Here is a 13,048-nt window from a genome sequence, read left to right on the forward strand (position 1 = left end):
ATTAGTGCAGCTTTAGCCACAAAGGGCTGTGCTCGCTTGGAGTGTCTGGGTGCAGATAAGGGTTGTCGAGCTTAATCACTGTTCGTGTAAGTAGCTGTTTGGCTAAGTCATCGTAATGATAGCGCGCAAACAACTCGTCAAAGCTGCCATCACTAATGGCAATCCACAATCCTTGCTCAATTCGGGCGGCTAAGTCGAGATTATTGCTATTAACAAAGAAATAGATCGGGGCGCGGTAGCTAATAGCCAAATGAGGCTCGGCAACAAAATCTTCTTTAGGGTGCTGCTTTAATTCGGCAAAGATTTCATTAATGCCACGGGGGAAATAATCAAAGCGCTGCCGCTGTAACATGCCAAATAAGCCCTCGTAACTCATGCCCTCAACCACCGAAATTTGGTTGGCTTCGAGTATTTTATTATCAGGCCAGCCTTTACCTTGCCCCGCAGTAAAGGCCTGTAAATCTTGCAGAGTATTAATATGAGCAAAACGGCCAAGATCTTCTCGCCGTATCATTAACAAGCGCTGTCCTAATAAACCTTTTAACAAAGGAATACGTATCGGTAGATAGTTGGCTTCGCGCTCGCTAGAACTCATGGTCCACACCACGTCTATATCTTGGCTTTTAGATAATTGCTGTAAAGCGCGGTTTTGGCTCATTTTTACATTGCTACTCTCTAAGCGAAATGGACCTAGATCTGTTTTCGTTTTACTTAAACTCAGTGAGAGTAGATCAATGAAATAAGCGTTGCGGGTATCTTTGTCACTTTGCGGGGCAACATGCTGAACCACCAGCGTATTTAGCTCAGCAGCAGTAGACGCTGAGCAAAAGGCAATAAACAGTAAAGAGGTGGCTAATAAGTGCTTCATATTAAATAAATTACTCAGTCATCAGACTTTAAGTGTACAAAATATCTACGCTCTTCAATAGCGCTCAACTCTAAAGTTCTCATAATAAATTGATCAGTCTGTAAATAATTCACACATTACTACTATGGATAAATATAGCGGCGATTGAGCACATCGTTTAGCCAGCGGTATAACAAAGGTAAAAAAGCCAAATCCAGACTTGCTTACCTCAGAATACGGACAAACTGCAGATACAAACATGCCCGTCATTTCTAACAAGGCTTTGAATGTGGTCGGTGATGAGCAAGGTTAAGAGGGAACTCCCGACTCTAGGTAGAGAAATTACCCAAACCCTAAGCCTGCTCAATGAGCAGGCTTATTTAATGCGGTCGGTGATGAGCAAGGTTAAAAGGCGAACTCCCTGCTTTCTCACCTCAAAACATGGACACAATGCCGATACAAAAAAGCCTCGTTATTTCTGACGAGGCTTTGAATGTGGTCGGTGATGAACAAGGTTAAGAGGAAATTCCCGACTCTAGGTAGAGAAATTACCCAAACCCTAGAAAGCAAAAAGCCTGCTCAATGAGCAGGCTTTTTTAAGGTGGTCGGTGATGAGAGATTCGAACTCCCGACCCTCTGGTCCCAAACCAGATGCGCTACCAAGCTGCGCTAATCACCGATTTCTTAGTGTTTATAGAGGCTACCCTCTGGTCCCACTCTTTATGAGCTTCGCGATGATGCGCTACCAAGCTGCGCTAATCACCGATTTCTTAGTGTTTATAGAAGCTACCCTCTGGTCCCACTCTTTATGAGCTTCGCGATGATGCGTTACTAAAAACACTATCACCGATTAAGTTACTTTTGGATAAATCCAGTGCCTAACTTTAGCGCTTTAGATTAACGAATTTCGCTAACCTGAATATGGGGTGAGTAATGGGGCTTGAACCCACGACAACCGGAATCACAATCCGGGGCTCTACCAACTGAGCTATACCCACCATAGAGTTTTCAAGCGTTTCCGAAGTAATGGCGCACCCGACAGGAGTCGAACCTGTGACCTTCGCCTCCGGAGGGCGACGCTCTATCCAGCTGAGCTACGGGTGCTCAACGCTGGAGGAGCCGTATATTAGGGTTTTCGCCCCCTTCTGTAAAGACATTTTATAAAAAAAAATGTATTTGCTGGCTTTTCTTACAAGTGCTGAAAAAGCCGCCAGATTTATGCCCCCATTAGTACTTTTTATCGCCAGCTACACGATTACGCGATGGGACTAAAGCCCGCATAAGCTACGCCACTAAGATGCGCCATTTCTCGATGCCACGTTGCCAAATCCTTTTTACTGAACTGATTTAAATGCTCATGACCGCACGCTCTGGCCATCACGGTCATTAATGCCACCGAGGCATCAAAAAAGTTAGCCAATTGTTGAGCCGATTTATCAACGTTCAAACGTTGGCGCAAGTCGGCATTTTGAGTAGCAATGCCTGCCGGACAGTTATTGGTATTGCATATTCGAGCCGCAACACAACCAATCGCCTGCATCGCGCTGTTAGAAATCGCAATACCATCAGCGCCCAAAGCCATGGCTTTGACAAAGTCCATTGGCAAACGTAAACCGCCGGTAATAATGAGCGTAACTCTGCCGCTTGCACCTTGCTGATCTAAGTAACGGCGTGCCCTAGCCAAAGCTGGAATAGTGGGTACGCTAATGTGGTCTCTAAATATTTCTGGGGCTGCACCCGTGCCACCGCCACGCCCATCGAGAATGATGTAATCGGCACTAGCATCTAAAGCAAACTGAATATCACGCTCAATATGATTTGCACTTAACTTAAAGCCAACTGGAATACCGCCGCTCATCTCGCGCACGCGATCTGCGAAATGCTTAAAATCACTCACGCTGTGCAAATCTTGAAATGTAGGCGGCGAAATCGCCGATACACCTTCTGGAATGCCCCTTACCAAGGAAATTTTACCTTGGTTTTTATTACCCGGAAGATGTCCACCAGTGCCTGTTTTCGCCCCTTGCCCCCCTTTAAAGTGAAAAGCTTGCACTGCTGCTAGTAAAGACTCTTTATAGCCAAACTTGGCACTGGCTAATTCGTAAAAATAACGTGAGTTTTGTTGCTGCTCTTCAGCCAACATACCACCTTCGCCAGAACATATCCCAGTACCGGCTATTTCAGCTCCCTTGGCCAAAGCAATTTTGGCTTCTTCAGATAACGCTCCAAAGCTCATATCGGACACAAATAAGGGGATATCTAAGCGCAGCGGCTTTTTGGCCTCTGGACCAATAATCAACTCCGTAGAAACAGGATGGTCTTCTAACAAAGGTTTGGTGGCCATTTGCGCCACCATAATTTGAATATCGTCCCAATGCGGTAACAAATGCCTCGGTACTCCCATCGAGGTCATGGCGCCGTGATGCCCAAGTTGGGATAAACCCTCGCGAGCTAACTGGTGAATAAACGCCACGGTAGGTTCTTCTGTTGTAGGAGTTGCACTAGGCGCAACATTAACCGCGCTAGCTTGCGGAGCTTCTTTGCCGATTTGCTCACTGCTTATTTGCTTGTGGCTACCGTCGCAAAACGGGCTATTAGCGGTGGTTTTACAGGCACATAAGTAGGCGTCACCGGATTGTTCTGCCTTAAAAGCTTTAGGGCTTAAGCCTGTACCGGCATGGCTGCCATCGCAAAAAGGCTGGGCTTTAGAACGACCACAACTGCAAAAGTAATATTGGTCACCTTTTACTAAATTTACCTTTTTAGGTTTGTTATCGGCAATAATTGCTTTGCTCATACACACTCCTTACGCTAACTTGCCTAGGCTAATTTACGCTGCCTTGCATTCAATCAGCTTAGTCGCTTTTGGCTGGCATGAGGGCTTAGTTACTTAGTCGCTGGCGCTTTGACCTTACTTTTAAAACTAAAAGCATGTTCAGATTCACCATGCTCTCGCAAGTGCTCTAGTCGCGCTAACGCTTCCTCTATCGTTGGCCGATACCCCGATTCAACCCACCACAATACATAGGTCGCCAGCGGTGATTTATCAAACCTCTCACTGCGGCGGCGCATAAAATCAACATGATGAGTCTTAAACATAAATGCCTGTAAACTGGCTACCGACTGCCATACCGACATATTCACAATGATTCTGGGATTGCTAAAAGCCTGTATCTCGGTCGCGTTGCCGGTCTCGTCTTTTAATCGCCATATAAACCCCTCGCTGGCTTCGGCCAGAGCATTAATCGGTTCAAGATTGTCTACGAACTCTTTCAAGCGAGGAGAACCCAATTCATCTTTAGCAGTGGCAATATTAAGCTGAGCTAGATGCATGTTTTTATCCTGTTGTATGTTAAAGAACTAAGCGCATTGGAACATCAATAATCCCTTTGGTTTCACGGCGTTCTTGTTCAGCCACAAAACCCCATGCCTGATAAATCACCTTCGCGTTAAGCGATGCGTTTACCGTAAACTCACCACAATTACCATTGGCTAAGCAAGACGCTTTAGCTTGCTGCCACAAGCGCGACGCTAATCCTTGCCCTTGAACGCTTTCGGCGACAAACAGATGATACAAATGCTGATTATCTCGCGTAGCCACCACCCCCACCAGCTCAGTATTATTTTCTAATGTTTGCTCAGCAAGGTGATAACGAAAGCCTTGTTGAAGATAAGAGCGAACCGCCTGTTCGCTCATGGCATCTAGCAAGCGAGCGGCGCCAGCCGGGCTAAAGTCCTCAACCAAAAAGCGCCGAGTAAGTTGACTGACTAAAACACTAATGGCCGCAGCATCATCAAGCTCAGCCAAGCGAACGGTGAAGCCTTTATCCATCTAGTATCCTTAAGATTAACCGCAGCTTAAACCAACTAAAGCCTTAAGCTTTGTACAATCAGTTAAGCATATACCTTAATTCGCAGTTTTCCTCTTGCCTGCTTAGGTAATCCGAATATGATGGTTGCACTTTCACTCCTTAGCTTTACCCAGCGTTTAGAACACAAGTGGCTGCTCATGCTCAGTAAAAATATTACTCAACAATTTTGGCGTTATTCCATCCCCTCTGTGGTCGCAATGATCGTGAGTGGCATTTACTTGATTATAGATGGAATATTTATTGGCCAAATATTGGGTGCCGAAGGCTTGGCAGCGATTAACTTGGTGTGGCCAATTATTTTCTTAGTCACCGGCTTAGGTTTAATGGTAGGGGTGGGGGCAGGAGCACTCATTTCGATTGCCAGCGGCGAGGGAGACAAGCAACGCGTACAAAGCTTGTTTAACCATGCCTTATTACTAATGGTGTTAATGGCGCTCATATTCAGCGCTATTTTAGCCTTACTGGGGGCCAACCCAATTACCTGGCAAGGCGCCAGCGGTAATATTCAGCAATTGGCAGAAAGCTACTTAGGCATACTGGGCAACGGTGCATTAGTGGTGCTGTTTAGCTGCGCACTGCCTATTTTGATCCGTAACGACAACTCGCCCAATTTTGCCACCATTTTGATGGTAATAGGCGCATTAGCCAATATCGGCCTCGACTACTTATTCATTGTAAAATGGAACTGGGAACTAGCGGGCGCCGCCTACGCAACTTTGGGTGCACAAGCCATTGTGATGCTGTTAGCCCTCGTTTATTTTGGCTCACGCTATAGCAACTTACATTTTCAGTTTAGTGGTTTTAGGCTAAATACCCGCTACTTGGCGAACATTTCTAATTTGGGCTTAAGTAGCTTTTTCACCACCGTTTATACCGCTTTTATTACGCTGATTCATAACTACCTCTTTTTACGCTACGGCAGCATAACCGAAACTGGCGCTTACGCGATTGTGCTTTATCTGAGTGTGATTTATTACTTTATCGCTGAAGGTTTTGCCAACGGTATGCAGCCGCTAATCTCTTATAACTATGGTGCCAAGCGTTATGACAACGTACTTAAAGTAATGGCCTTGGGGTTTAGCATTATTTTGGGTACTGGGGTGGCAGCCGTACTACTGATGAATGGATTTAGCGAGTTTAGCGTGGGAGTGTTTAATAACGATGACCCAGCTCTGCTAGACGCCACCGTAAGCGGCATTCGCTTGCATCTTTGGGCTATGCCCTTAGATGGCTTAGTATTTACCGGTGCAGTGGTGTTTCAGTCAATCAACCGGGCCAGCCGTGCCACCTTTATTTCGCTTGGCAACATGGCTATTCAACTGCCCTTTATATTGGTTTTACCATTCCTGTTTGGAGTAAAAGGAATTTGGCTGGTGATGCCCTTATCTACGGTGTTGCTCAGCCTGTTAGTTGCATGGTGGCTGGTAAAACTGGTGCAACAGTTTAAGGCTGAACTCGCTTTAAAACAGGCCTGAGAAAGACATAAAAAAAGCCGAGCATCAGCTCGACTTTTAAAGATAAGTCATCAGCCTATGGTAAGGCCTGACCACGCGAAGTGACGTAAAGTTGGTACCACTGCTCGCGGCTTAGCTCAACTTTAGTAGCATCTGCACAGGCGCGAATGCGATCAACATTAACACTACCAATCACCGGCTGAATACCCGCTGGGTGGCATATTAACCACGCCAATACAATGGCCTCAGGAGAGGTAGAGTACTGGTCTGCATACTGGCGAACTAACTGCGCGGTATCGCGCTGTTGTTGATTTGCGTTAGATAGGTCGGCACCACTAAATAAACCACGCGCTAAACTGCCCCAAGCTTGAATTTGCACCTTATTCATCGCGCAATATTCTAGGGTGCCCGCAGCAAAACTATGCCCTTTCACTTGCTCGTCGTTCACTGCAATGTTGTGATTTAACCAATCAAGCTTAGACAAGCTCATTTCTAGTTGGTTAGCCACCAGCGGGAAGCTGAGTACTGATTGCAAATGTGCAATTTGAGCACCGCTCATGTTAGACACACCAAAATGCTGTACTTTGCCGCTGTCTTTAAGCGCTTGTAATACTTCGGCTACTTCATCCATTTCAGCTAGCGGATCAGGGCGATGTAGCATCATCACATCAATGCTGTCACTTTGCAGGCGACGTAACGAGTCTTCAACACTTTGACGAATATAATCTGCCGACCAATCGTAGCGACCACACCACTGATCATCACCAAAGCGAATCGCACATTTGGTTTGCAAAATAATTTGCTCACGTAACTCTGGGCGCTGCGCCAATACCTGACCAAATACCTGCTCGGCCTTACCCATGGTGTAAATGTCGGCGTGGTCGAAATAGTTAATGCCAATCTCTAAAGCAGCATCAATTGCCGCGTTCGCTTGATTTACATGGTCTTGGTTTACTGGAGAGTTGTCCCAGTTACCGCCTAAGCCCATACAGCCATAAACGAGGCGGCTCGCCTTAGGTAAAACTAAATTAATTGGAGATGCAGCCATTTGTCGCATGCCTTTATTGTTACGAATATTGAGCAAGTATAACGATAAATCTTCACAGGCTAATAGGTTTATAGGCAGAATTTACGCACTATAGTTCGAATCAGTAAAGCAACGCAGAGCTAAACCAAGTAAGCACTGCATTAAACTTTAAAGAAGATCGCGTAAGCGATAGTAGCTCATGGCTAATACCAAAGCCGGCGTGCGTAACAACCGCCCACCAGGGAAAGGCATATGGGGGATTTTTTCAAAAATATCGAAGCGTTCAGATGTTGCCATAATCGACTCAGCCATTAGCTGGCCAGCCAATCCGGTAGCGGCAATGCCATGCCCAGAAAAGCCCTGCGCAAAATATACATTAGGGGCAATACGGCCAAAGTGTGGGGCGCGGTTAATGGTTATGCCCACATTGCCTCCCCACGCAAACTCGACTTGTTCATCTGCCAATTGCGGGAATACCCAATCCATACGTTGCTTCATGGTTTTTGCGAGATCGCGAGGCTCTATGCCGGAGTAACTCACCCGGCCACCAAACAACATGCGATGATCACCAGAACAGCGGTAGTAATCCAATACAAAATTAATGTCACACACTGCCATATTGTTAGCAATTAACTCACGAATTCGCTGCTCGCCTAAGGGCTTGGTCGCGCAAATGTAAGTACCCACTGGCATCACTCGGCTTTCTAATTTGCTATTCAGCCCTTCCATATAGGCGTTACACGCCAGCACCACATGGGAACAAGTCACACTGCCACTGGCAGTGGTTACGCTTACTTTACTGCCATGCTCAATCTTGGTGACTTTACTGTCTTCATAAATCTCGGCGCCTGCTAATTCAGCGGCTTTAACTAAACCCAAGGTATAATTTAGTGGGTGCAAATGGCCACTATTGGGGTCGAACATGCCGCCTAAGTAACGCGGACTAGAGAGCTGGCTTTCTAGCTTGTCACGGTTCCAATATTCTAGTTGGTCATAACCATAATCGGTGCTGAGTTGCTCATGCCATGCTTTAAGCTCTGTTACATGGCGATCTTTAATTGCCACATGAATTTGACCGTCTTGCCAATCACAATCAATTTTGTGCTTGTTAATATTGGCCTTGGTAACGGCTAAAGCCTCTACCGATAAATCCCACATCTTTTTCGCATCATCTTTACCCATTAGCTTTTCAAGCGTTGACTGCTCCGAGGCCCAGCCAAAAATTGCTTGGCCGCCACTGCGACCCGAGGCGCCCCAGCCTGCTCCCTCACCTTCCAATAAGATGACTTTATAACCTTTGCTGGCCAACTCTAGGGCGGTAGTCGCGCCGGTTATGCCTGCACCAACCACACATACATCTGCTTGCTGGTCTCCTTTCAGTTGCGGATAATCAAGCTGCAGATTCGCACTCGCCGCATAATAGGAATTTGCATGTTGCGCTTTCATGTACTCACCTTTGATCTAAAAATAAACTACTGCTTCTCTGCTCGCTAAGCGCTACACCATTTGTTGATACCACTGCTGCTCTAAGGGCGAGACTTGTGCTTCAAAGCGATGCCATTCGCTGAGCTTATTAGCGTGATAAACGTGGCTAAAGTCCTCACCTAAGAGAGACCATAACGTAGAGTGGGAAAAAGTCTTTAAGGCTTGCTGCCAATAGGTAGGTAAAGCCGGCGCGTTAGCTTTACTGGCGTCACCACTAATCGCTTCGGCGCAATCTAACTGCTGTTCAATGCCATAATCAATACCCGCCAATAAGGCCGACATAACAATGTATGGATTACAATCTGCGCCTGCTACGCGATGTTCAATACGTGTATTCGCCTTACTACCAGAAGGAATACGCAAGGCAACAGTGCGGTTATCCCAGCCCCAGTTTGCCTGTAGCGGCACAAACATATCGGGTTGAAAACGGCGATAAGAGTTGGCGTTAGGTGCCAGTAAGGCAATGGCTTGTGGCATGGTGTCGAGTAAACCCGCAAGGGCGTGTTCCAACAAAGCGCTATCTTTAGCAAATCGATTATTGCCCAATTCATCTAACATGCTGATGTGCACATGGCAGCCATTACCCGAATGCTCGGCATAGGGCTTGGCCATAAACGTGGCTAAATAACCATGTTGTTTAGCCACTGCCTTAATGGCGCGTTTAAGCAAAATGGCTTGGTCGCAGGCTAAAAGCGGATCTTCTTGGTGCTGCAAGGTCACTTCAAATTGGCCGGGCGCATATTCGGCAATCACATTGTCGCTGGGAATGTTTTGGGTATGGCAGTATTCTTGAATGTCTCGAATAAACTCAGAAAATTCGTCTAGCTCATCTAGGGAGTAAACTTGGGTTTGCTGCATGCGTTGTTGCGATTTAGGTAATAAAGGCGCTTGCGGTTGGCGATTTTCACTACGCGCATCCAGTAAGTAAAACTCCCACTCTATAGCAACACAAGGGAACATACCGCGCTGCTGCAAGCGGCTAAGGGTTTTAGTTAATAACTGACGAGGGTCGGCAAAAAATGGCTGGCCGTCCACTTCATGCATAGTGACAAGCGCTTGCGCGGCGTTTTTCTTCCATGGGATAACACTTAAACTATGCGGCAGTATGTGACAAATTCTATCGCCGTCACCCTGTTCAAAACCTAGCCCTGTTTCTTCAACTGTTTCACCACATATGTCTAGGGCAAACACCGATGCAGGCAAACACATACCTTCTTTGGCTATTTTTTCCAAAGATGCCGCTTCAATACGTTTACCACGGATCACCCCATTCATATCTGAAAGCATTAAATCAATGCTTTCTAGATGCGGATGAGCGGCCAAAAAGTGGTGTACTTGCTCAAGCAAACTATCTGCTTGTTCCTGCGGCTGGTGTTTCAACATAATTAACAGTCCCTCAGTAAAAACGTCCCTTACAGCCCTTAGATTTACAACATAGTGTTAAGTATAATGCAAATAATTTTGCCTTATAAGCCAAAAAAGACGCTATATTTAGGTTTTAGTTAACACCTTGTTGACTTTATCGCCAAATCGTGACAATTCTAATTAGCACGGAGCAAAAAGCCGAGGGCGTCGATATATGCCCTAGTTTACTTAACAATAAATAACAGGTAATTATGGATAACGTCAGGAAGTGGTTTGCGGATAACAAGATAACCGAAGTTGAATGCCTCATCCCCGATATTACCGGTAACGCCCGCGGTAAAATTATCCCCGCAAGCAAATACCTCAAAGAAGGCGGTATGCGCCTTCCAGAATCAATTTTCTACCAAACTGTAACTGGTGACTGGCCAGATGACGATGAACTGTTCGACTGGACCGAAAAGGACATGAACCTTGAACCCGACACCGACAGCGTACGTTTTGTGCCTTGGGCAAAAGAACCCACCGCTCAGCTTATTCATGATTGCTACACCGCCGACGGTGAGTTAATTGGTATGGCGCCGCGCTCGGTGCTAAAAAAAGTGCTGGCCTTATATGAGAAAGAAGGTTGGAAGCCCATTGTTGCCCCAGAGCTCGAGTTTTTCTTAGTGAAGAAAAACGTCGATTGGGACTACCCCCTTGAGCCGCCCATTGGTCGCAATGGTCGCCCAGAAACTGCTCGCCAATCATTTAGTATTGACGCGGTAAACGAATTTGACCCGCTGTTTGAAGATATGTACGACTACTGTGAGGCGCAAAACCTCGATGTAGATACCTTGGTGCATGAATCCGGTGCTGCACAAATGGAGATTAATTTTGATCATGGCGAGCCAGTACTCGCCTGTGACCAAGTCTTTTTGTTTAAACGCACCATGCGCGAAGCCGCGCTACAACACGATACCTACGCCACGTTCATGGCTAAACCTATGGAAGATGAACCCGGTAGTGCCATGCACATTCACCAAAGTTTGGAAGATTTTGATGGCAACAATCTGTTTGCCAATAGTGATGGCAGCAACAGCGAGCAGTTTTTAAGTTTTATTGCTGGCCTACAGCAATACACTCCCGCCAGCATTGCCTTTTACGCACCCAACGTGAATAGCTATCGCCGTTTAATGTTTGGAGACTCAGCACCGATTAATCTGCAATGGGGCATCGACAACCGCACCGTAGGTTTACGTGTCCCCTTGTCTGATGCGCAAAACCGCCGAGTAGAAAACCGCTTTGCTGGCGCCGATGCCAACCCTTATTTGGCAATGGCGCTTACCTTGGCCTGCGGCTACATAGGCATGAAAAATAAACTCGTACCGTCTGCCCAAGAAACCGGAGACGTTAGCGAAGACCGCTACACCTTGCCCGGCACCTTAGAAGAAGCGCTGGTTAAGCTAGAGCAGTGTGACGAACTCAAGGACATTCTCGGCGAGCGTTTTGTTAACTGCTACGTGGCGGTGAAGCGCAAAGAATACCAAACCTATTTCAAAGTGATTAGTTCATGGGAACGTGAGTTTTTATTGCTCAACGTATAAACAATCAGTTACCCCGGCCATTAGGAGGCAAAATGAGCACAGCAACATTAACGATACAACAACAAGACAGCGCCCACTGCTTGCACCCTTTCACTAACTTTAAGGAGTTAAATGAGAAAGGAGCTAGAGTGATAGAACGAGGCGAAGGTGTTTTTGTATACGATAATGAAGGTAACAAGTTGCTCGATGCCATGGCCGGACTATGGTGTGTAAATTTAGGCTATGGTCGCCAAGAGTTGGTTGATGCGGCGGCCAAACAAATGCAGCAACTGCCGTACTACAACTTGTTTTTTCAAACCACTCATAGCCCAGCGGTAGAGCTGTCTAAACTGTTGGCTGAGCTTACGCCCGAGGGATTGAATCGAGCATTTTTTACAGGCTCAGGATCAGAATGTAACGACACCGTGGTGCGTATGGTACGCCATTATTGGGCCAGCAAAGGCCAACCTAACAAGCTCGAAATCATTAGCCGTAACAATGCTTATCACGGCAGCACTATGGCGGGTGCAAGCCTTGGCGGTATGGGTTTTATGCACGCCCAAGGTGGATTACCCCTGCCCAACATTTGCCATATAGACCAACCCTATTGGTTTGAAGAGGGCCAAGGCCAAGATCCGCAGGCCTTTGGTGTAGAGCGCGCTCGCCAGTTAGAGCAAAAAATCCTCGAATTAGGTGAAGACAAGGTCGCCGCCTTTATCGCCGAGCCCATTCAAGGAGCTGGCGGAGTAATTATTCCCCCCGACAGCTACTGGCCAGAGATTCAACGGATCTGCGATAAGTACCAAATATTACTGATAGTAGATGAAGTGATTTGCGGCTTTGGCCGCACTGGCGAATGGTTTGCCAGCCAAACCTATAACATTAAGCCCGACCTGTTGTGCTTAGCCAAAGGCATTACTTCAGGATACTTGCCACTGGGCGCAGTAATGGTGTCGGATAAAGTGGCACAAGGCTTAATTGACGCCGATACCGAGTTTGCCCACGGCTTTACTTACTCCGGTCACCCAGCGGCTTGCGCTGTAGCCATTGAAAACATTCGCATCATGCAGCAAGAAAACATCGTTAACACTGTGCGTAACGACACCGCCCCTTACCTTGCCCAACGCTGGCAAGAGTTGGGCGAGCATCCTTTAGTGGGTGAAGCACGCAGTAAAGGTATGGTGGCCGCCATAGAGTTAGTCGCCAATAAAAACACCAATCAGCGCTACGGCAAGGATGTTGGCGCTGGCGGCGTATGTCGCGATATATGCATTAACAATGGATTAATTATGCGCGCCTGTGGCGACACCATGATTATTTCCCCTCCATTGGTTATCACTAAACAACAAATAGATCAGTTAATCACACTGGCAAAACAAAGTTTGGATGACACTCTGCAGGCATTGAGTTAATCCGCGAAGCAGTACGAGCAAACA

The 13,048-nt window shown here is 46.7% G+C and carries 10 protein-coding genes and 3 tRNA genes; 3 read left to right on the forward strand and 10 right to left on the reverse strand.

The genetic code is table 11. The annotated features are described in order from the left end of the window. Position 1 precedes the first annotated feature (1 nt). The 7 genes from FFR00_RS05415 to FFR00_RS05445 all read right to left on the reverse strand — a co-directional run bounded on the left by FFR00_RS05415 (position 2) and on the right by FFR00_RS05445 (position 4,679). The gene (locus FFR00_RS05415; protein WP_137672367.1) at positions 2-868 is read right to left on the reverse strand and encodes an ABC transporter substrate-binding protein; all 867 of its coding nucleotides are present in this window, start codon (positions 866-868) and stop codon (positions 2-4) included. 581 nt (positions 869-1,449) lie between these two features. After that, positions 1,450-1,526 (reverse strand) — tRNA-Pro (locus FFR00_RS05420). Between the two features lie 243 nt (positions 1,527-1,769). Next, positions 1,770-1,845 (reverse strand) — tRNA-His (locus FFR00_RS05425). Positions 1,846-1,874: 29 nt separating this feature from the next. Then, positions 1,875-1,951 (reverse strand) — tRNA-Arg (locus FFR00_RS05430). Positions 1,952-2,102: 151 nt separating this feature from the next. Then, entirely contained in the window at positions 2,103-3,644 is a 1,542-nt protein-coding gene (locus FFR00_RS05435; RefSeq protein ID WP_137672368.1) for a glutamate synthase-related protein, read from the reverse strand. An 89-nt stretch (positions 3,645-3,733) separates the two neighbouring features. Then, the gene (locus FFR00_RS05440; protein WP_137672369.1) at positions 3,734-4,180 is read right to left on the reverse strand and encodes a DUF3291 domain-containing protein; all 447 of its coding nucleotides are present in this window, start codon (positions 4,178-4,180) and stop codon (positions 3,734-3,736) included. A gap of 19 nt (positions 4,181-4,199) precedes the next feature. Beyond that, positions 4,200-4,679: a GNAT family N-acetyltransferase gene (locus tag FFR00_RS05445; RefSeq protein ID WP_137672370.1), complete on the reverse strand. Its 480-nt coding sequence runs from the start codon at positions 4,677-4,679 to the stop codon at positions 4,200-4,202. Positions 4,680-4,796: 117 nt separating this feature from the next. Between FFR00_RS05445 and FFR00_RS05450 the strand changes: the two genes are divergently transcribed. Further along, on the forward strand, positions 4,797-6,194 hold the full coding sequence (locus tag FFR00_RS05450; protein WP_137672371.1) for an MATE family efflux transporter: 1,398 nt from the start codon (positions 4,797-4,799) through the stop codon (positions 6,192-6,194). Between the two features lie 55 nt (positions 6,195-6,249). Here FFR00_RS05450 and FFR00_RS05455 read toward each other — a convergent pair whose 3' ends face one another. The 3 genes from FFR00_RS05455 to FFR00_RS05465 all read right to left on the reverse strand — a co-directional run bounded on the left by FFR00_RS05455 (position 6,250) and on the right by FFR00_RS05465 (position 10,068). Further along, positions 6,250-7,221 carry an aldo/keto reductase family oxidoreductase gene (locus tag FFR00_RS05455; RefSeq protein WP_137672372.1) on the reverse strand — a complete coding sequence of 324 codons (972 nt, stop codon included), beginning with the start codon at positions 7,219-7,221 and terminating at the stop codon, positions 6,250-6,252. A 147-nt stretch (positions 7,222-7,368) separates the two neighbouring features. Continuing rightward, a complete protein-coding gene (locus tag FFR00_RS05460; protein ID WP_137672373.1) occupies positions 7,369-8,646 on the reverse strand; it encodes an FAD-binding oxidoreductase in 1,278 nt (425 codons plus the stop codon). A gap of 51 nt (positions 8,647-8,697) precedes the next feature. Continuing rightward, positions 8,698-10,068, reverse strand: a complete 1,371-nt coding sequence (locus FFR00_RS05465; protein WP_137672374.1) for a glutamine synthetase family protein — start codon at positions 10,066-10,068, stop codon at positions 8,698-8,700. Positions 10,069-10,301: 233 nt separating this feature from the next. On the opposite strand from FFR00_RS05465, the gene FFR00_RS05470 reads away from it, so the two are divergent. Next, positions 10,302-11,633, forward strand: a complete 1,332-nt coding sequence (locus tag FFR00_RS05470; protein WP_137672375.1) for a glutamine synthetase family protein — start codon at positions 10,302-10,304, stop codon at positions 11,631-11,633. Positions 11,634-11,665: 32 nt separating this feature from the next. Continuing rightward, positions 11,666-13,024 carry an aspartate aminotransferase family protein gene (locus tag FFR00_RS05475; RefSeq protein WP_137672376.1) on the forward strand — a complete coding sequence of 453 codons (1,359 nt, stop codon included), beginning with the start codon at positions 11,666-11,668 and terminating at the stop codon, positions 13,022-13,024. Positions 13,025-13,048: the final 24 nt, after the last annotated feature.

This window comes from Agarivorans sp. Toyoura001 (genome assembly GCF_005405585.1).
Taxonomy (GTDB): Bacteria; Pseudomonadota; Gammaproteobacteria; order Enterobacterales; family Celerinatantimonadaceae; genus Agarivorans.